Raw genomic sequence first — 19,789 nt, forward strand, 5'->3', positions numbered from 1 at the left:
CAGCGCGCTGCGCAGCTCGGCGCTGCGCCCATGGCCTCTCGCCTCCCTCCATTCTATAGACCCCCACCGATGAACCTTCCCGCCCAGTCCACGTGGTCCGCCGCCCAGCCGACCCGCGTCCCCGTTCGCCGCCAGGCGCTGTGCCTGGCGCTGGCCGCCCTGCTCGCACCGCTGGCGGCCAGCGCCGCCGCCGCGGAAGCGGCATCGGCCGCCGATGCGGCAGCCGATGCCGCCAGCGCGCCGAAGCTGCTGGACAAGCTCGACGTGGTCGCGCAGCGTGCCGACGGCTACACCGCGCCGGCCAGCGCGACCGGCACCGGCCTGCTGCTGAGCCCGCTGGAAACGCCGCAGTCGGTGAGCACGATCAGCCGCGAGCAGATGGACGATTTCGGCCTGGACAGCGCCAATGCGGTGCTCGCGCTGGCCACTGGGGTCAACGTCGAGAAGATCGAGACCGACCGCACCTACTACACCGCGCGCGGCTTCGACATCCTCAATTTCCAGGTCGACGGACTGGGCCTGCCGTTCACCAACGGCGGCGCCGAAGGCGACCTGGATACGGCGATGTACGAGCGCGTGGAGGTGCTGCGCGGCGCCAACGGCCTGCTGTCCTCGACCGGCAACCCGTCGGCGACGATCGACTTCGTGCGCAAGCGCCCCACCGACGAACTGCAGGCCAGCGCCGGCGTGACCGTGGGCAGCTGGGACACGCGCCGCGTCGACGCCGACCTGTCCAGCCGCCTCAACGCCAGCGGCAGCGTGCGCGGGCGCTTCGTCGCCGTCGGCCAGGACGGCGACAGCTACCTGGACCGCTATGCGCTGAAGAAGCAGAGCTTCTACGGCATCGTCGAAGCCGACCTCGGCGACAGCACCCGCCTCAGCGTGGGCGCCAGCTACCAGAAGAACGATTCAACCGGCGGCATGTGGGGCGCGCTGCCGCTGTTCTACAGCGACGGCAGCGCCACCGACTACGCCCGCTCCACCAGCACTTCGGCCGACTGGTCGTACTGGACCACGCAGGACAAACGCGCGTTCGTGGAACTGCAGCAGGCGCTGGGCGCGGACTGGCAGCTCAAGGCCGCATTGAACTACCGCAAGCTCGACAACGACAGCCAGCTGTTCTACGTCTATGGCACCCCGGAGCGCGGCACCGGCCTGGGCTTGTACGCCTACCCGTCGCAGTACGGCAGCGAAGAGACGCAGAAGTACGCCGACGTCTACGCGAGCGGCCCGTTCGCGCTCGGCGGCCGTACACACGAGCTGGTCGTCGGCGTGAAATGGGGCCGCGTGCAGGCCGATCAGCTGTCGTGGTACGGCAACGACATCGGCACCGCGCTGCCGGCGCTGGAAGGCTGGAACGGCGACTATCCCAAGCCGAGCTTCGACGCCTATTCCGACAGCGCCGACTTCGACATCACCCGCCGCAGCGCCTACGCCACCGCGCGCTGGAACCTGAGCGACGCGCTGAAGCTGATCACCGGCGTCAACCACACCCGGATCGAGAGCCGCGGCCAGAACTACGGCGTGCAGCACGTCTACGACGACAGCAAGACCACCCCGTTCGTCGGCGCGGTCTACAACTTCGACCCGAACTACGCGCTGTACGCCAGCTATGCGGAGATCTTCAATCCGCAGACCGAGCTGGACCGCAACCTGCAGGTGCTGGACCCGATCACCGGCAGCAACGCCGAACTGGGCATCAAGGGCCAGTGGCTGCAGCAGCGGGTCAACGCCTCGTTCGCGCTGTTCCGCGCCAAGCAGGACAACACCGCCGAAACCAACCTCTACATCGGCAACGTGCAGACCTACAAGGCGGTGGACGCGACCTCCACCGGTTACGAGTTCGACCTCGCCGGCCGGCTCGGCGACCACTGGCAGCTCAACGCCGGCTACACCCAGCTGAGCCTCAAGGACGATGCGGGCCGCAACGTGCGCACCTACGTACCGCGTCGCAGCTTCAAGCTCGCCACCACCTACACCGTTCCACAGTGGGAGGCGCTGAAACTGGGCGCGACGCTGACCTGGCAGGGCGATATCTACCGCGACCAACAGGCGCTGGACACCAGCGGCAACGAGATCTTCACCCGCCAGGGCAGCTATGCGCTGCTCGGGCTGATGGCGCACTACGACTTCACCCCGCAATTCAGCGCCACGCTCAACGTCTACAACGTCACCGACCGCAAGTACATCAACAGCCTGTACTGGGCACAGGGCTACTACGGCGCGCCGCGTAACACCTCGCTGTCGCTGAACTACAGATTCTGAGCGGGCCTGTTGCAAGTGGGCAAGGCAGGCGGACAGCGCAATGCGCCGATGTCCGCCTTGCCGAATGGCGATGGCGAGCGCAGACAATTTCTCGGCACGCGGCCACACGTTGGCGCTGCAGCGCTGCGGCGTGTTCGAGGTCGCGGCAATCAGGTCGGCCGCGGCATGGAAACGAACAGCAGGCCTGCCTGCAGGCGGGACATGCGGCAGCAGCTGCGCATGCGCCGCCACGCCAGCGGTCTGCGCGTGGCAGCGATCGCGACGATCGCGGCGATGACACGGTTATACCGGCGGGCACACCCGCAGATACTCAGCTGCTGCGCGTGATCCAGGCGGCACTTGCGGCGCATCGCGACAGCGAGCTGTGGCCCCTATCCTATCGAGGCGTGATCGCGATCGGGCCAGGCGCAATCCGGACAGCCGAAGCCGCCGGGCTGGTTGGCGTTCACAGGGTTTTGCCCCCTGCACCGCCTCTCCAGTCTTCACTGGCTGCGCATGCACGCGGCGCAGCGTCCGCCGCTATTCGCTGGCGTCGCCGCTGCGCCCGCGCAGCTTGTCCAGCCGGTCGAGCAGGCCGATCCAGAATGCGGCCGGCAACTCCGCCAGCAGCGGCACGCTGAAGCACCAGTCGTCGACCAACTGCGCGCACTTGACCGCGTCCTTCTCGGTCATCAGCACCGGCAGTTCGCTGCCGAACGACAGGTCGGCGGCGCGGTAGCGGTGATGGTCGGGAAACGCGTGCGGCACCACGCCGATGCCGTGCGCGCGCAGCATGTCGAAGAAGCGCTGCGGATGGGCGATGCCGGCGACGGCGTGCACGCGCTGCCCGGCGAAGCTGCGCAAGGCGCGCGCGCGGCCGCCCTGCAGCGGTTGCGCGCTGTCGATGCGCAGGCGCATCGCCCATTCGCCGAAACCGGCCTGGACCTCGCCGACGTCGCTGGCCTGGCCCAGGTTGATGACCCGGAAATCGCATTCGCGGCCGCGCGCCACCGGCTCGCGCAGCGGCCCGGCCGGCAGCAGGCGGCCGTTGCCGTAGCGGCGCTGGCCGTCGACCACTTCGATCTCGATGTCGCGCTGCAGGCGGTAGTGCTGCAGGCCGTCGTCGCAGACCACGATGTCGCAGCCGGCCTGCAGCAACGCGCGCGCGGCGGCGACACGGTCGCGGTCCACCCGCACCGGCGCGCCAGTCTTGTGCGCGATCAACACCGGCTCGTCGCCGCCCAGTTCCGGCGTGGTCCCCGCTTCGATCCAGCGCGCGATCTGGTCCTGGCTGCGGCCATAGCCGCGGGTGGCCACGCCCGGCTTCCAGCCGGCGTCCTGCAGCTTGCGCACCAGGGCGATGGTCAGCGGGGTCTTGCCGGTGCCGCCGGCGGTGAGGTTGCCGACCACGACCACCGGCACCGCGATGCTGTAGCGCTTGCGCCAGCCGCGCCGGTACAGCGCGCGGCGCAGGCCGATCGCCGCCGCGTACAGCGGGGTCAGCAGCTGCGCGTACAGCGGCGGCGTGCCCTGGCCATACCAGTAGCCAGGCGTGTGTGGCCCGCGACCGCTCATCAGGGCTGCCTTTCGCGGAACTGCATGCTGTGCAGGTGGGCGTACAGGCCGCCCTGGGCGAGCAGCGCGTGGTGGGTGCCGCGCTCGACGATGCGGCCGTGGTCCATCACCAGCACCTGGTCGGCATGTTCGATGGTGGACAGGCGGTGCGCGATGACCAGCGTGGTGCGCTCGGGCATCAGCCGGTGCAGCGCGTCCTGCACCAGACGCTCGGATTCGTTGTCCAGCGCGGCGGTGGCTTCGTCCAGGATCAGGATCGGCGCGTCGCGCAGGATCGCGCGGGCGATCGCCAGGCGCTGGCGCTGGCCGCCGGACAGCAGCGCGCCGTTCTCGCCGACCGGGGTGCGCAGCTGCAGCGGCAGCCGCTCGATGAACTCCCAGGCGTTGGCCGCTTCGGCCGCGGCGCGGATCTGCGCGTCGCTGGCCTGCGTGCCGTATGCGATGTTGGCGGCGATGGTGTCGTCGAACAGCATCACCCGCTGCCCGACCAGGGCGATCTGCCGGCGCAGGTCGTGCAGGCGGTAGTCGTGCAGCGCCACCCCGTCCAGGGTGATGCTGCCGCCGCTGGGTTCGTAGAAGCGCGGCACCAGCCGCACCAGGCTGGTCTTGCCGCTGCCGGAACGGCCGACGATGGCAGTGACCGTGCCCGGCTTGGCGGTGAAGCTGATGTCGTCCAGCGCCAGTCCGCTGTCCTGGCGGTAGCGCAGCATCACGCCGTCGAACGCCAGTTCGCCGCGCACGCGCTGCACCGACACGGTGCCGCTGTCGCGCTCCTCCGGCGTGTCCAGGATCGAGAACAGGCGTTCGGCCGCGGCCACGCCGCGCGAGATCGAGGTCTGCACGCTGGTCAGCCGGCGCAGCGACGGGATGATCGCCATCATCGAGGTCATCAGCGCGATGAACTGGCCCGGGTTCAGGCGCCCGGCCAGCGCTTCGCGGGTGGAGACCCAGACGATCGCCGCCAGCGCCACCGCGGCCAGGAACTGGACCATGCTCGAGGCCAGCGCGCGGGTGGTCTCGACCTTCATGTTCAGGCCCAGCATGCGGTTGGCCAGCACCGCGTAACGCGAGATCTCCAGCGACTGGGTGCCGTGCACCTTCACTTCCTGCTGCGCGCTCAGCGATTGCTCGGCGCTCTGCGCCATCGAGCCCATGCCGTCCTGGATGCCGCGGCTGATCTTGCGGTAGCGCTTGCCGACGTAGGAGACGATGACCCCGATCAACGGCGCCACCACCAACAGCGCCAGGGTCACCTTGACGCTCATCTGCAGCATTACCACCAGCATGTAGAAGATGGTCAGGGTGTCGGCGACGATGGTCTTCAACGCATCGGCGGCGGCCTGGGTGACCTGCTCGGTATCGAAGTTCAGCCGGCTGACCATCACCGGCGTGGCCTCGACATCGAAGTGCGAGGACGGCAGGTGCAGGTACTTGGCCAGCACCTGCTCGCGCAGGTCGCGCACCACGCTGCGCCCGGTGCGCGCCATGCAGTAGTCGCCGACGAAGGTGGCGAAGCTGCGCATCACGAACAGGCCCAGGATCGCCAGCGGCAGCAGCACCGCCATGCGCGCCTCCGGATTGACGAAGCCGCGGTTGACCAACGGGTCCATCAGCCGGGTGAAGAAGTAGCCGGCGGTGGCTTCCACCACCATCGCCACCAGCGCGGCCGCCAGCATCACCCAGTAGGCGCGGGTATATCCGAGCAGCCGACGGTAGATCGGCCAGACCGGTGCCATTTTGCCGCTCACCGCTTGACTTCCGGCGCGTTGACTTCCGGCGCGGTGGCGATGGCGATGCGGCGGAAGCCGAGCTGGCCCAGCGCGTCCTGCGCGGTGACCACGGCCTGGTAGGGCGTGCGCGCATCGGCGCGCAGCAGCACCGGCTGCTCGCGGTCGTCGCCGGCGACCTGGGCGATGCTGCGCTTGACCGACTCCACGTCGGTGCGCAGCACTTCCTGGTCGTTGATGAAATAGTGCCCGTCGGCGTTGACCAGCACGCTCAGCGCACGCGGCGGCGCCGGGTTGTGCTGGTCGCTGGCGTTGGGCAGCTGCAGCTGCAGCGTGGAACGGGCGTCGAAGGTGGTGGTCACTACGAAGAAGATGATGAGGACAAGGATGACGTCGATCAGGGGCACCAGGTCGATATGCGGCTCGTCCTGGCCGCGGTCGTCGCGGATCCGCACCGGCTCAGCCCTTGGCCGGCGCAGCGGCGCCGCCGCGCGCAGCCGGGCGCGGCGCGGCCGGGGTCGGCGCACCGGCACGGCCGTGGCCGTCGAGGACATCGCTCAGGGCGGTGGCTTCGCGCTCCATCTCGATGATGTAGCCGGCGATGCGGCTCTTGAAATAGCGGTGGAAGACCAGCGCCGGCACCGCGATGATCATGCCGGTGGCGGTGCACACCAGCGCCTTGCCGATGCCGCCGGCGAGCTGATTCACGTCGCCGACGCCGTGGTCGAGGATGCCCAGGAACATCTGGATCATGCCGACCACGGTGCCGAGCAGGCCGAGCAGCGGCCCGGCCGAGGCCACCGTGCCCAACGCGTTCAGGAACCGCTCCATGCGATGCACGACGTGGCGGCCGGTGTCCTCGATGCGTTCGCGGACGACCTCGCGCGGCCGGCTGCGCACGTCCAGGCCGGCGGCGAGCAGCTCGCCCAGCGGCGAATTGCGCCGCAGCGACTCGATGTGGGTGGGGTCGAGCTTGCCGCGCGTGGCCCAGTTGCGCACTTCCTGGCCCAGCCCCGGCGGCAGCACTTCGCTACGGCGCAGGCTCCAGAACCGCTCCAGCACGATCGCCAACGCGACCACGCCCAACAGCAGCAACGGCACCATCGGCCAGCCACCGGCCTTGACCAGTTCCCACACGTTGCAACCCTCCGGCACGTTCGGCCGTTCGTTCACTGGCCGATAGGATAGCAGCCGCCCGCGCCCGCTCCGCGGCATCCCACAGCCGCGCCCGCCACGGCCGCCGTTCGCGCAGCTGCAGGCCGGCGCGTCCCAGCCACACGCGCAGCGCACCGCCTTGCGGAGTGGTGGCGACCTCGGCGCCGGACGCCTGCCAGCGCGCCACCACCGCCGCGCGCGGATGGCCGAAGCGGTTGCCCTCGCCGGCCGAGATCAGCACCAGCCGCGCGCCGGTGGCGGCGACGAAGTCCGCCTGCGAGGAATGCGCGCTGCCGTGATGCGGCGCCAGCACCACCTCGGCGTGCAGGTCCTGTGGCGCCTGGCGCAACAGCCGGCTTTCGATGACATCGCCGATGTCGCCGGTCAGCAGCATCGCGCCATGCGCGCTTTCCACCCGCAGCACGCAGCTCGACTCGTTGTCCAGATAGGGAAAGCCGGGCGCCGGATGCAGGAAGCGGAAACGCACTCCGTCCCACTCCCAGGCGGTTCCCGCCAGGCACGGCCGGTCCACCCGCACCGGCGCGCCGGCCGGCGCCTCGGCCAGGCCTACCGGCAGCGCCGCGCGCACCGCCTCGAAGCCGCCGGCATGGTCGTTGTCGCCATGGCTGATCACGGTCCGGTCCAGGCGCCCCACGCCGAGCGCGTGCAGCGTCGGTACCACCGCGCGCTCGCCGGCATCGTAGCCGTCCTTGATCGCCGGGCCGGCGTCGTACAGCAACTGATGCCGCGCGGTGCGCACCAGCACCGACAGGCCCTGGCCGACGTCGATCATCACCAGTTCCACTTCGCCCGCCGCCGGCCGCTCCAGCGGCGGCCAGAACAGCGGCAACCACAGCAGCGCCGCCAGCGGCTTGCCCGGCACCGCGCGCGGCAACAGCAGCCAGAACGCGCCGAGCAGCGCCAGCGGCAGCGCCCAGTCGCGCGCCTCCGGCAACCACCACAGCGCGAAGCGGCTTTCGCCCAGTGCGGTGAACAGCGGCCAGGTCAGGTCGAAGCATGCCGCCGCCGCGCGCCATGCCCACACCCCGGCGCCGGCGTACACCGCCTCCAGCGCGGTGCCGAGCAGCGCCAACGGCACCACCACCAGGCTCCACCACGGGATCGCCAGCAGGTTGGCGAGCGGCCCGGCCGCCGAGGCCTGGCCGAACAGCATCGTGCTCAGCGGCAGCAGGCCCAGCGTGGCCACGCCCTGCGCCGACAGGAATTCGCGCAGCTTGTCGCGCCAACCGCTGCCCGCGACCGGCATGCACCAGGCCAGCCAGGCCACGCCGAGGAAGCTCAGCCAGAAGCCGGCGGACAGCACCGCCAGCGGGTCGAACCCGAGCATGACGATCGCCGCCAGCGCCAGCGCATCGACCACCCGCACCGGGCGCCGCCACAGCCGCGCGACCACCACCACCGCGATCATCAACGCGGTGCGCACGGTGGGCAGCGCCATCCCCGACAGCACGGTGTAGCCGCCAGCGCCGAGCACCGCCAGCAGTGCGGCGGCCTGGCGGCGCGGCCAATGCCGTCCCAGCGGCGGCCATAGCCGCCACAGGCCGCCGCCGAGCAGCGCGAACGCGCCGGCGACCAAGCCGACATGGAAGCCGGAAATGGCGATCAGATGGGTCAGGCCGGCGGCGCGCAGGATGCGCCAGTCGCGATCGTCCAGGCTGCGCGTGTCGCCGAGCGCCAGCGCCTGCACATAGCGCGCAGACGCAGTCGGCACCGCTGCCGCGATCCGCGCCGCCAGGCGTTCGCGCCAGGCATCGATGCCCTGCCCCGGCGCCAGTTCGACCGCCTCGTGCGGCGCGGTCACGTAGCCACTGGCGCTGATCCGCTGCGCCAGCGCATACGCCTCGGCGTCGAAGCCGCCCGGATTGCTGAGCCCGCGCGGCGCGCGCAGGCGCACGCTCAGACGCCAGCGCGCGCCGGCATGCAGCGCCGTGCGCGGCCCAGCCACCTGCGCACCGAAATCGTCGTACCAGGCCAGCTGCAACAAACGTCCGCGCAACGGCGCCGGCTGCGTGGGATCGGCGTCCACCCGGAACATGAACCGCGTGCGCCGCACCTCGGCCTGCGGCAACTCCACCACCTGCCCCTGCAGCGTCGTCACGCGCTTCTCCCAGTCGGCAGGCAGTTGCCGCGCCAGCACCATGCCGGCGATCAGCCCCAGCCAGCCGCCGCCCACGGCGAAGGCGCCCAACCATCGCCAGCGCGGCCTGCCGATGCAGACCGCGATGCCGCCGAACAGCAGCGCCAGCGACAACGGCCACGGCGCCAAGCGCGGCAGCCACAAGGCGGCCAGCACGCCGGCGGCGAGGCTGGCGGCGACGGCGATGCCGAACGGGGCGACCGCGCTACGCGGCGGCAGTGCAGACCTCGGCGCAGACGCCTGCGCCAGGTCCGCATGGTCATTCGCAGATCCAGGACAGTGCTGCATGCGATCGCCACTCCTTGGCGCGGACAGGGTACGGATGGAGGTGTAACAGCGACCAGCGCGAACGATTGCGCGACATGATCCGACTGCCTGGACAGCCTCGCCTACCACTATTGCCTCCCGCTATCGGCCAAGCCCTGCGGACGGGGTAGGAATTCGCCTCTGGACGCGTGGCCGGTGCCGCGCTCAATGCGCTTTTCGCCGCATGTTCATCGGCCTGCGGCTAGCGTGCGCGGTTTACATCGAAGGGAAATCCGCGCATGCGCAAGGGCACCGCACTGGTGGTCGGGGTCACCGGCATCTCCGGCTACAACCTGGCAAACGTTCTCGTTGCCGAAGGCTGGACCGTCTATGGCCTGGCGCGCCGTCCGGTCCCGCAGGAAGGCGTGATTCCGGTCGCGGCCGATCTGCTCGACCGCGATGCGACCATCGCCGCGCTGCGCGGGCTGCCGATTACGCACGTGTTCTTCTGCACCTGGACGCGGCGCGACACCGAGAAGGAGAACGTCGCCGCCAACGGTGCGATGCTGCGCCACCTGTGCGAAGGCCTGGACAGCGCAGCGCTGCAGCACATGGCGCTGGTCACCGGCACCAAGCACTACCTCGGCTCGTTCGAGCACTACGGCAGCGGCAAGGCGGAGACGCCGTTCCGCGAGAGCGAGCCGCGCCAGCCCGGCGAGAATTTCTATTACACGCTGGAAGACCTGCTGTTCGACGCCGCCGCACGCCACGGTTTCGGCTGGAGCGTGCATCGCTCGCACACCATGATCGGCCAGGCCAACGGCAGCAATGCGATGAACATGGGCGTGACCCTGGCGGTGTACGCCACGCTGTGCAAGCACAGCGGGCAACCGTTCGTGTTCCCCGGCTCGCGCGCGCAATGGGACAGCCTCACCGACCTCACCGACGCCGGCCTGCTCGGCCGCCAGCTGGCCTGGGCCGCAACCAGTCCGGCCGCGCGCGACCAGGCGTTCAACACGGTCAATGGCGACGTGTTCCGCTGGCGCTGGATGTGGGGCGAGATCGCCGCGTTCTTCGGCCTGGAGGCGGCGCCCTATCCGGATGCGCCGATGCCGCTGCAACCGCGCCTGCAGCACAGCGCGCCGGCGCAGTGGCGCGCGATCGCCGAACGCCATGGGCTGGTGCAGGCGGACGTGGACCAGTTGGCGTCGTGGTGGCACACCGATGCCGACCTCGGCCGCGAGATCGAGTGCGTCAACGACATGACCAAGAGCCGCGACCTCGGCTTCCTCGGCTACTACGACAGCCGCGCGTCGTTCCTGGAACTGTTCGCACGGCTGCGCGCGCAGCGGGTGATTCCCTGAGGATCGCGGCATCGGCGGGCGAGCGTAGCCGCTGGGAAATCGGCTTAGAGGATTGTCGAATCGACAGGCCTTTGAGCGGCCTTGATGCGGTTGGTCGCCCTCGTTGTGTGAGAGCGACTCGGGTGGCTTCGGCCCATTTGGCCACCGGGTGTTCCATGACCGGAAAAACTCCGGCTTCGTTCGTCGCGGCTGAAGCCGCTCCTACAGGGGGCGTGGCCGGCGGCTGGGTGCACTGTAGGAGCGGCTTCAGCCGCGACCGATCGCCGGAACCGCCATTGTTCCGAAATGCATTCGTCGCAGCCGCCGGGCCGCGACCATGCCGGCGCGTTCCACGCCGGCATGGTCGCGGCCGCTACACGTCGGCAGGCGCCAGTTCGCGCAGCTTGCCCTGGTGCAGTTCCAGCACGCGGTCGAGCTTGCGCGCCAGGCTGCGGTCGTGGGTGACCAGGGCCAGGCTGGTGCCGTGCGCGCGATTGAGATCGAGCATCAGCGCGAACACGTTGGCCGCGGTCTTGTCGTCGAGGTTGCCGGTCGGCTCGTCGCCGAGCACGCAGGCCGGGCGATTGACCAGCGCGCGCGCCACCGCCGCGCGCTGGCGCTCGCCGCCGGACAGCTCGCCGGGCTTGTGCTCCAGGCGATGGCCCAGGCCCACCGATTCCAGCAAGGCACGCGCGCGCGCGTCGGCATCCTTGACCGCGGCGCCGCCGAGCAGCACCGGCATCATCACGTTCTCCAGCGCGGTGAATTCCGGCAGCAGGTGATGGAACTGGTAGACGAAGCCGAGCGAGCGGTTGCGCAGCTGGCCGCGCGCCGCGTCCGACAGCGCCGACATACGCTGCCCGGCCACGTACACCTCGCCGGCGGTAGGCACGTCGAGCCCGCCGAGCAGATGCAGCAGCGTGCTCTTGCCGGCGCCGGACGCGCCGACGATGGCCACGGTCTCGCCCGGCGCCACGCTCAGGTCCAGCCCGTCGAATACCGGCGTGCGCATCTTGCCCTCGGCATAGGTCTTGCCCAGGCCCTCGGCACGGATCGCCGCGTCTGTTAGCTGTGGCTTGCGCACTGCCGATTCCCGATTCCCCATTCCCGACTCCCGGCCGTCATTCATAACGCAGCGCCTCCGCCGGTTGCGTGCGCGCCGCGCGCCAGGCCGGATACAGCGTGGCCAGGAAGCTCATCAGCAGCGCGACGATGGTGATCACCACCACGTCGTGCGGCTGCATGTCGGTGGGCAGGCCGGTGATGTAGTACACGTCCTCCGGCAGCAGCTTGATGTTGAACAGCGCCTCGATGCCGGCCAGGATCCGCTCCAGGTTCAGGGTCAGCAGGATGCCGCCGATCACCCCGGCGATGGTGCCGAACACGCCGATCAGCGTGCCCTGCACCATGAACACCTGCATCACCCCGCCCGGGCTCAGCCCCAGCGTGCGCAGGATGGCGATGTCGGCCTGCTTGTCGGTGACCAGCATCACCTGCGAGGACACCAGGTTGAACGCGCCCATCGCGATGATCAGCGACAGCAGGATGCCCATCACCGTCTTTTCCATCTTCAGCGACTGGTACAGGTTGGCGTTCTCGCGGGTCCAGTCGCTGACCATGTACGGGCCGTGCAGATTCAGCGCCAGGTCGCGCGCCACGTCCCAGGCCAGGTCCATGTTGTGCAGCTTCAGGCGCACGCCGGTGACGCCATCGCCCATGCGCAGCACGCGCTGCATGTCCGGCATGCTGGTCACCGCCAGGCCACGATCGATCTCGTTGTAGCCGGCCTCGAAGATGCCGCTGACGGTAAAGCGCTTGTAGCGCGGCACCATGCCCATCGGGCTGGCCTGCGGTTCGCCGAGCATCACCACCACCTTGTCGCCGACGCCCACGCCCAGCCACAGCGCCAGTTCCTGGCCGAGCAGGATGTTGTAGGAACCGGGGGTCAGGCTGTCGATCGAACCCTGCTTCATCTTCTGCGCCAGCACCGAGACCTTGGCCTCTTCGCTGGGCAGGATGCCGCGCACGATCGCCGGCTGGTTGCGCTGCCCGGTGAGAAGCGCCTCTTCCTCGACGTACGGCGCGGCGCCGGCCACGCGCGGATCGCGGGTGGCCACGTCCACCGCGTGCTGCCAGTTCTCCATCGGCGCGCCCTGCGCGCTGACCGTGGCATGCGCGGCCATCTGCAGCAGGCGGTCGCGGATCTCCTTCTGGAAGCCGCTCATCACCGCCAGCGTGGTGATCAGCACGGTCACGCCCAGCGCGATGCCGAGGATCGAGGCCATCGAGATGAAGGAGATGAAGTTGTTGCGGCGCTTGGCGCGCAGGTAGCGCAGGCCGATGGCCACGGGTAAGGGTTTGAACATGCGCAGCCACCATCCAGGGAGCGCTATGGTGCCATCTGCGGCGGCGCAGACGAAGCGGCACGGGCCTGAGCGGCCAGACGCAGTTCACGTCGTGCCGCCGGCGGCAGCGTGTCCGGCCACCAGGCCAGGCGCCCTGCCCGGCCATCCGCGTCACGCCAGCGCACGAACGCCAGCGGCCCGCGCCAGTCCACCTGCAGCGCCGCGACCGGCCGGCTATCGACGCTTGCCGCCACGCTGCCCTGCGCCGGGATCAGCAGCGCATGCGGCGCCCGCCGCGCCTCACGCCGCAGCAGCCATGCCGCGTACAGCGCGGCCAGCGCCGCCGCCGGCCAGGCCCAGGCGCGCGGCATATCCGAACCCAGGATCGACAACGGCGCCAGCACGCTCAGCAGCGCCAGCGCCGCCAGCAGCCAGCGCGAGGGGCGCCACTCAAGCCGGCATGGCGCGGATGGTGGCGATGAGATCGGCGGCGCGTGCATCGGGACAAGCCTCGTAGCCCATGAACCAGCGCCACAACTTATCGTCCTCGCATTCGAGCAGGTATAGGAAAACCCCGCGCTCGGCCTCGGAGGCCTGCGCCCAGCGCCGGTCCAGGTAGCGCCCGAACAGCTGGTCCAGTTCGCGCATGCCGCGCCGGCAGCGCCAGCGCAGCTTCTTCAGTTCGGTGGCTTCGTCCATCGCATCGCACCCTTGTCTTGATGGGCGGACGCCTGCTGCGGCGACCGTCGAAAACGCGCGCGGCACCGAACCCGAGAGCCGGTGCCGCGCAAGTCGGACGGGCCTGCCGTCCGTGGTTGGCGCTAGCCGATCAGGCGCGGCGCGCCATCATCAGCTTCTTGATCTCGGCGATCGCCAGCGCCGGGTTCAGCCCCTTGGGGCAGGTCCGCGCGCAGTTCATGATGGTGTGGCAGCGATACAGCTTGAATGGATCTTCCAGATCGTCCAGGCGCGCACCGGTGTCCTCGTCGCGCGAGTCGATGATCCAGCGGTAGGCCTGCAGCAGGATCGCCGGGCCCAGGTAGCGCTCGCCGTTCCACCAGTAGCTCGGGCAGCTGGTCGAGCAGCACGCGCACAGGATGCACTCGTACAGGCCGTCGAGCTTCTTGCGGTCTTCCGGCGACTGCAGCCGCTCGCGGTCCGGCGGCGGCGGGGTCTGGGTGCGGATCCACGGCTTGATCGACGCGTACTGCGCGTAGAAGTGGGTCAGGTCCGGCACCAGATCCTTGATCACGCTCATGTGCGGCAGCGGATAGATCGGCACTTCGGCCTTGCCGCAGTCGGCGATCGCCTTGGTGCAGGCCAGGGTGTTGGTGCCGTCGATGTTCATCGCGCACGAACCGCAGATGCCTTCGCGGCAGGAACGGCGGAAGGTCAGGGTCGGATCGATCTCGTTCTTGATCTTGATCAGCGCGTCCAGGACCATCGGGCCGCACGCGTCCAGATCCACCTCGTAGGTGTCGGTACGCGGATTGCTGTCGTCGTCCGGATTCCAACGGTAGACCTTGAAGGTGCGTGCATTCTTCGCGCCGGTGGCGGGAAAGTGCTTGCCCTTGCCGATCTTGGAATTCTTGGGGAGGGTGAACTCTGCCATGGCTTTAAAATCCGGGAATGGGGATTAGGGATTGGGGAGGTGTTGAGAGCAGGAAACGAAGTGTTTCGAATCCCGAATCACCAATCCCCAATCCCGGCTTTGGTCAGTACACGCGCGGTTTCGGCGGCACCACGTCGACGTCCTTGCTGAGCGTGTACATGTGCACAGGGCGGTAGTCGAAGCTGCACTGGCCCTTGTCGTCCACGCTGACCAGGGTGTGCTTCTGCCAGTTGACGTCGTCGCGGTCCGGGAAATCCTCGTGCGCATGCGCGCCGCGGCTTTCCTTGCGCTGCTCGGCCGAGTTGATCGTCGCCACCGCGTTGAGCAGCAGGTTGTTCAACTCGTAGGTCTCGATCAGGTCCGAATTCCACACCAGCGAGCGGTCGGAGACCTTCACGTCCTCGAAGGTGGCGTAGATCTCGGCCATCTTGTCCACGCCTTCCTTGAGCGTCTTGCTGGTGCGGAACACCGCCGCGTCGGACTGCATGGTGCGCTGCATCTTGTCGCGGATCACCGAGGTCGGCGTGCCGCCGTTGGAATTGCGCAGCTTGTCGAGCAGGCCCAGCGCCTTGTCGCAGGAATCGCTGGGCAGGGTCTTGTGCGGCGCGCCGCTCTTGATCGTCTCGGCGCAACGGATCGCCACCGCGCGGCCGAACACCACCAGGTCCAGCAGCGAGTTGGAGCCCAGGCGGTTGGCGCCGTGCACCGACACGCAGGCCGCCTCGCCGATCGCGTACAGGCCGGGCACCACCGCATCGGGGTTGTCGCCGTCCTTGCGCACCACTTCGCCGTGGTAGTTGGTTGGGATGCCGCCCATGTTGTAGTGCACGGTCGGGATCACCGGGATCGGCTGCTTGGCCACATCGACGCCGGCGAAGATGTGCGCGCTCTCGGCGATGCCGGGCAGCTTCTCGTTGATCACTTCCGGGCCGAGGTGGGTCAGGTCGAGCAGGATGTGGTCCTTGTGCTCGCCGACGCCGCGGCCTTCGCGGATCTCGACGGTCATCGAACGCGACACCACATCGCGCGAGGCCAGATCCTTGTAGTGCGGTGCGTAGCGCTCCATGAAGCGCTCGCCGTTGCTGTTGCGCAGGATGCCGCCTTCGCCGCGCACGCCCTCGGTGATCAGGCAGCCGGCGCCGTAGATGCCGGTGGGATGGAACTGCACGAACTCCATGTCCTGCATCGGCAGGCCGGCGCGCATCACCAGGCCGCCGCCGTCGCCGGTGCAGGTATGCGCGGAGGTGGCGCTGAAGTAGGCGCGGCCGTAGCCGCCGGTGGCCAGCACCACGCCGTGGGCGCGGAACAGGTGCAGCGAGCCTTCGGCCATGTCCAGCGCGAGCACGCCGCGGCACACGCCTTCCTCGTCGAAGATCAGGTCGAGCGCGAAGTACTCGATCATGAAGCGCGCGTTGTGCGCCAGCGACTGCTGGTACAGCGTGTGCAGCATGGCGTGGCCGGTACGGTCGGCGGCGGCGCAGGTGCGCTGCGCGGACGGGCCTTCGCCGTACTTGGTGGTCATGCCGCCGAACGGACGCTGGTAGATCTTGCCGTCCTCGGTGCGGCTGAACGGCACGCCGTAGTGCTCCAGCTCGATGATCGCCGGGATCGCCTCGCGGCACATGTACTCGATCGCGTCCTGGTCGCCCAGCCAGTCCGAGCCCTTGATGGTGTCGTAGAAGTGGTAGCGCCAGTCGTCCTCGCCCATGTTGCCGAGCGCGGCGGAGATGCCGCCCTGCGCGGCCACGGTGTGCGAACGGGTCGGGAAGACCTTGGTCAGGCAGACCGTCTGCAGGCCCTTGGCGGCCAGGCCGAAGGTGGCGCGCAGGCCGGCGCCGCCGGCGCCGACCACGACCATGTCGTACTTGTGTTCGGTGATCTTGTAAGCGGACATCTAATTTGAATTCCTGTTCCGGGCGCCGATCAGGCGCTGCCCAGCGCGATGCGGGCGACCGCGAATACACCGACGAGCGCACCGAGCACGGCGACGAACTTCACCGTGGTCTGCAGCGCCAGGGCCAGCAGCGAGTTGTGCACATAGTCTTCGAGGATCACCTGCAGGCCGATCTGCGCATGCCAGAACATCGCGATCAGGAAGCCGACCAGCAGCACCGCGTTCCACGGCTTGGCCACCGCCTCGGTGGCGGTGACGTAGTCGGCGCCGAGCAGGCTCAGCACGAACACCAGGAACCAGATGGTCAGGCCGACCAGCGCGGTGGCGGTGAGCCGCTGCAGCACGAAATGCTCGGTGCCGGACTTGGCGGCACCCAGGCCGCGCACGTTCTTCAACGGGGTGCGATAGCGGTTCATGCGGCGGCTCCGATGAGCACGTAGGCCCAGATCAGCGCGACCAGCACCAGGCTGCCGATCACCGACAGCCAGCTGTTGCGCACGAAGGCGGGGATGCGGAAGCCGTGGCCGAAGTCCTGCACGATGTGGCGCAGGCCGTTGCACAGGTGGTAGGCGAAAGCCCAGCTCCAGGCGAACAGGAACAGCTGGCCATACCAGGCGCCGGCCATGCCGCGGAAGCAGTTCCAGGAGGCCGGGCCGAGCATCAGCACCAACAGCGCGGCCGCAATGATCAGGGCACCGACCGACAGGATGATGCCAGTGGCTCGATGCAGGATCGAAGTCACCATCTGGATCTGCCAGCGATAGACCTGCAGGTGGGGGGAAAGAGGACGTTCGCGGGTCGCCATTCGCTGGGCTCGTTGTCTCGGCTGGGCGGCGTGCTTAAGGCCGCGTTGGCTCAAATCTGCTCAAAAATCGATGCAGCGTCCGTTTTTCTCCCAGTCGCCGTAGCGCGTCGGCTCGAGGCCGCCGCGACCGCCGATTTCCCGCGGCGCAGGCGTCGCTTCCGGAGTGTTCTCCTCGGCGGGTCGCTGCGTTTCGGGATCGGGCTCGGGTGTGGGGGTTGGTTGGCCTATCATGCGGGTCTCACAACAGCGTAATTTTAGTCCTCCCCCTCGTGCCTGACAACCTGAATCTCACTTCCGCCGGTTTTTCCGCGCTCCCAGACCTGCAATACGTGGCCTTGAGCGGCGCGGATGCAGTCGCTTTCGCCCAGGCGCAGTTCGCCAACGACGTGCAGGCGCTGCGCAACGGCCACTGGCAGTGGAACGCCTGGCTGAGCGCCAAGGGCCGGGTGATCGCGCTGTTCGCGCTGCTGCGCCGCGCCGACGAAGACTTGCTGGTGCTGCTGCCGGACGGCGGCGCGGCCGATCTGGCCACGGCACTGAACCGCTTCGTGTTCCGGCGCAAGGTGCGCATTGCCGCGCACGACGACCTGCACGCCTACGCGCGCCTGGCCGCGCCCGCGCATGCGCAAGGCGCAGCGCTGGCCGAGCGCGACGATGGCGCGATCGAACTGGACATGGGCGGCGACGGCCTGCCGCGCACGCTGCTGCTGGTGCCGGCCGCGCAGGCCACGCAAGCGCAAGCCGCGGCCGACCCGGCCTTCGCCGCCGCCTGGCGGCAGGCCGACCTGCGCCTGGGCCTGGCCCGGCTCGATCCCGGCCAGCGCGAACAATGGACGCCGCAGCAGCTGGCACTGGACCGACTGCACGCGTTCAGCGTGAAGAAGGGCTGCTATCCGGGACAGGAGATCGTCGCCCGCACCCATTTTCTGGGCAAGGCCAAACGCGCACTGCAATTGCTGGAAGTGGACGGCACGGCCGAGGTCGGTGCGCAGGTGGTGCGCGACGCACAGCCGCTGGGCAGTGTGGTCAGCGTCGCCGGCACGCTGGCGCTGGCGGTGCTGCCGCTGGAGGAGGCGCCGCCGACCGGTTTGTCGATCGACGCACATCCGGCGCACTGGCAGCCGCTGCGCGACGGTCTGGCACGCTGAGCGAGCCTCGCGGCTCGCCTGCCCTGCTCGGCAGCGCACTGCGTCGGCGCGGCGGCTCGCCCGAAAGCGCCGCGGCCGATTGACGCGATGACTCAGGCCGGCGACAAACGCTCGCCGCTTTCCGGATCGAAGAAGTGCAGCGCCTCGCCGCGCACCGCCACGCGCAGGCGCTCGCCCAGGCCTGGCAGCGTACGTGGCGACACCCGCATCACCAGCGGCTGGCTGCCGTAGCTGAGATTGACGAAGATTTCGTTGCCGACCGGCTCGATCACCTCGACCGTTGTCTCGAACCCGCCCTGCCCGTCCTCGCTGGGCTGCAGGTGCTCCGGGCGGACGCCGATCGCGATCGGCCGGCCCAGCCATTGCGCCGCGACATGCGCGCCTTGCAGCGGCACGTGACTGCCGTCGGCCAGTTGCAACTGCTGCAGGCCGCCCTCTTCGACCAGCTGGCCCTGCAGCACGTTCATCGCCGGGCTGCCGAGGAAACCGGCCACGAACAGGTTGGCCGGGCGGTCGTACAGCGCCATCGGCGTGTCGATCTGCTGGATCAGCCCGTCCTTGAGCACCACGATGCGCTGGCCCAGGGTCATCGCCTCGACCTGGTCGTGGGTCACGTAGATCATCGTGGTGCCGAGCTTGCGGTGCAGCTGCGCGATCTCGGTGCGCACCGAATGGCGCAGCTTGGCGTCCAGGTTCGACAGCGGCTCGTCGAGCAGGAACACCGCCGGCTCGCGCACCAGCGCGCGGCCCAGCGCCACGCGCTGGCGCTGGCCGCCGGACATCGCCCGCGGCAGCTTGTCCAGCATCGGGGTCAGGCCCAGGGTGTCGGCGGCAGCGGCGACGCGGCGCGCGATGACCTCCTTGCTCTCGCCGCGCAGCTTCAGCCCGAACGCCAGGTTCTCGGCCACGGTCATGTGCGGATACAGCGCGTAGCTCTGGAACACCATCGCGATGTCGCGGTCCTTCGGCGCCACGTCGTTGACCACACGCTCGCCGATGCGCAGCTCGCCGCCGCTGATCTCCTCCAGGCCCGCGATCATCCGCAGCAGGGTGGATTTGCCGCAGCCCGACGGCCCGACCAGCACCATCAGTTCGCCGTCGGCCACTTCGAAGGTGGCCCCGTGCACGGCGACCTGGCCGTTGTCGTAGACCTTGCGGATGTTGTCCAGTTGTACTTTCGCCATGGTGCGGTATCCGGTTTCCGGCTGGAGAGACGGGCTGCCGCCGGTCCCTCCCGAAGGCAGTGCATACGAATGCGCTTCGCATCGTGCCAGCGACGCAGGCAACAATGGGATCGCAATGCGGTATTCTGCCATGTAACCGTTTTCACGGGGCAACATCGACGCCTGGGAGGGCTTGCGATGCGAACCGCCAGCCGCCGCCGTCCGGGCGTGCGCCGAGCGCCGGCTCTGATGCTTGAGGCATTAGACAGGTATGCTCAGAGGTCTGGCAGTCGTATTCATCTCCCGGATCGTGCGGTCCCGCCTGGCGGTCGTTATCGCTATGCCTACGCGCGAGCTGCAGGACGGATACAGGC

18 protein-coding genes are annotated in these 19,789 nt (G+C 69.1%); 3 read left to right on the forward strand and 15 right to left on the reverse strand.

The features are described 5' to 3' along the window. Window positions 1-69: 69 nt before the first annotated feature. Window positions 70-2,265 (forward strand): TonB-dependent siderophore receptor, encoded by a 2,196-nt coding sequence (locus HEP74_RS12335; RefSeq protein ID WP_255424053.1) that lies wholly within the window; start codon window positions 70-72, stop codon window positions 2,263-2,265. Between the two features lie 519 nt (window positions 2,266-2,784). Here HEP74_RS12335 and lpxK read toward each other — a convergent pair. From lpxK to HEP74_RS12360, 5 genes are read right to left on the reverse strand one after another with little or no spacing between them, the layout of a single operon-like run. Beyond that, window positions 2,785-3,819: a tetraacyldisaccharide 4'-kinase gene (gene lpxK, locus HEP74_RS12340; protein WP_185813129.1), complete on the reverse strand. Its 1,035-nt coding sequence runs from the start codon at window positions 3,817-3,819 to the stop codon at window positions 2,785-2,787. After that, window positions 3,819-5,555 carry a lipid A export permease/ATP-binding protein MsbA gene (gene msbA / locus HEP74_RS12345; RefSeq protein WP_185816609.1) on the reverse strand — a complete coding sequence of 579 codons (1,737 nt, stop codon included), beginning with the start codon at window positions 5,553-5,555 and terminating at the stop codon, window positions 3,819-3,821. Before msbA ends, lpxK begins: the two co-directional genes overlap by 1 nt. A gap of 8 nt (window positions 5,556-5,563) precedes the next feature. After that, window positions 5,564-6,001 carry an ExbD/TolR family protein gene (locus HEP74_RS12350; protein ID WP_185813130.1) on the reverse strand — a complete coding sequence of 146 codons (438 nt, stop codon included), beginning with the start codon at window positions 5,999-6,001 and terminating at the stop codon, window positions 5,564-5,566. Between the two features lie 4 nt (window positions 6,002-6,005). Next, window positions 6,006-6,683: a MotA/TolQ/ExbB proton channel family protein gene (locus HEP74_RS12355; protein ID WP_185813131.1), complete on the reverse strand. Its 678-nt coding sequence runs from the start codon at window positions 6,681-6,683 to the stop codon at window positions 6,006-6,008. After that, on the reverse strand, window positions 6,577-9,147 hold the full coding sequence (locus HEP74_RS12360) for a DNA internalization-related competence protein ComEC/Rec2 (protein WP_255427728.1): 2,571 nt from the start codon (window positions 9,145-9,147) through the stop codon (window positions 6,577-6,579). Before HEP74_RS12360 ends, HEP74_RS12355 begins: the two co-directional genes overlap by 107 nt. Window positions 9,148-9,404: 257 nt before the next feature. Between HEP74_RS12360 and HEP74_RS12365 the strand changes: the two genes are divergently transcribed. Further along, window positions 9,405-10,469 (forward strand): SDR family oxidoreductase, encoded by a 1,065-nt coding sequence (locus HEP74_RS12365; RefSeq protein WP_185813132.1) that lies wholly within the window; start codon window positions 9,405-9,407, stop codon window positions 10,467-10,469. A 352-nt stretch (window positions 10,470-10,821) separates the two neighbouring features. On the opposite strand, the gene lolD is transcribed toward HEP74_RS12365, so the two are convergent. From lolD to HEP74_RS12410, 9 genes are all read right to left on the reverse strand, one after another. Further along, window positions 10,822-11,460, reverse strand: a complete 639-nt coding sequence (gene lolD, locus HEP74_RS12370) for a lipoprotein-releasing ABC transporter ATP-binding protein LolD (protein WP_524540796.1) — start codon at window positions 11,458-11,460, stop codon at window positions 10,822-10,824. Between the two features lie 109 nt (window positions 11,461-11,569). Next, the gene (locus HEP74_RS12375) at window positions 11,570-12,814 is read right to left on the reverse strand and encodes a lipoprotein-releasing ABC transporter permease subunit (protein WP_185813134.1); all 1,245 of its coding nucleotides are present in this window, start codon (window positions 12,812-12,814) and stop codon (window positions 11,570-11,572) included. Window positions 12,815-12,837: 23 nt separating this feature from the next. Further along, entirely contained in the window at window positions 12,838-13,293 is a 456-nt protein-coding gene (locus HEP74_RS12380) for a hypothetical protein (RefSeq protein WP_185813135.1), read from the reverse strand. After that, complete coding sequence (locus HEP74_RS12385) at window positions 13,244-13,492, reverse strand: FAD assembly factor SdhE (RefSeq protein ID WP_039006563.1); 249 nt, start codon at window positions 13,490-13,492, stop codon at window positions 13,244-13,246. Before HEP74_RS12385 ends, HEP74_RS12380 begins: the two co-directional genes overlap by 50 nt. A gap of 130 nt (window positions 13,493-13,622) precedes the next feature. Further along, window positions 13,623-14,405, reverse strand: coding sequence for a succinate dehydrogenase iron-sulfur subunit (gene sdhB / locus HEP74_RS12390; RefSeq protein ID WP_145700444.1), 783 nt, complete (start codon window positions 14,403-14,405; stop codon window positions 13,623-13,625). Window positions 14,406-14,508: 103 nt separating this feature from the next. Further along, the gene (gene sdhA / locus HEP74_RS12395; RefSeq protein WP_185813136.1) at window positions 14,509-16,299 is read right to left on the reverse strand and encodes a succinate dehydrogenase flavoprotein subunit; all 1,791 of its coding nucleotides are present in this window, start codon (window positions 16,297-16,299) and stop codon (window positions 14,509-14,511) included. A gap of 29 nt (window positions 16,300-16,328) precedes the next feature. Beyond that, window positions 16,329-16,715, reverse strand: coding sequence for a succinate dehydrogenase, hydrophobic membrane anchor protein (gene sdhD, locus HEP74_RS12400; protein WP_185813137.1), 387 nt, complete (start codon window positions 16,713-16,715; stop codon window positions 16,329-16,331). After that, a complete protein-coding gene (sdhC, locus tag HEP74_RS12405; protein ID WP_185813138.1) occupies window positions 16,712-17,104 on the reverse strand; it encodes a succinate dehydrogenase, cytochrome b556 subunit in 393 nt (130 codons plus the stop codon). Before sdhC ends, sdhD begins: the two co-directional genes overlap by 4 nt. Before the next feature lie 60 nt (window positions 17,105-17,164). Next, on the reverse strand, window positions 17,165-17,335 hold the full coding sequence (locus HEP74_RS12410) for a DUF1674 domain-containing protein (protein WP_179564016.1): 171 nt from the start codon (window positions 17,333-17,335) through the stop codon (window positions 17,165-17,167). A 38-nt stretch (window positions 17,336-17,373) separates the two neighbouring features. Between HEP74_RS12410 and ygfZ the strand changes: the two genes are divergently transcribed. Beyond that, window positions 17,374-18,252, forward strand: coding sequence for a CAF17-like 4Fe-4S cluster assembly/insertion protein YgfZ (gene ygfZ / locus HEP74_RS12415; protein ID WP_185813139.1), 879 nt, complete (start codon window positions 17,374-17,376; stop codon window positions 18,250-18,252). Between the two features lie 92 nt (window positions 18,253-18,344). Here the strand turns inward: ygfZ and HEP74_RS12420 are convergent, their stop codons facing one another. Beyond that, window positions 18,345-19,436, reverse strand: coding sequence for an ABC transporter ATP-binding protein (locus HEP74_RS12420; protein WP_185813140.1), 1,092 nt, complete (start codon window positions 19,434-19,436; stop codon window positions 18,345-18,347). Window positions 19,437-19,789: the final 353 nt, after the last annotated feature.

The organism is Xanthomonas sp. SS (assembly GCF_014236835.1).
GTDB lineage: Bacteria > Pseudomonadota > Gammaproteobacteria > Xanthomonadales > Xanthomonadaceae > Xanthomonas_A.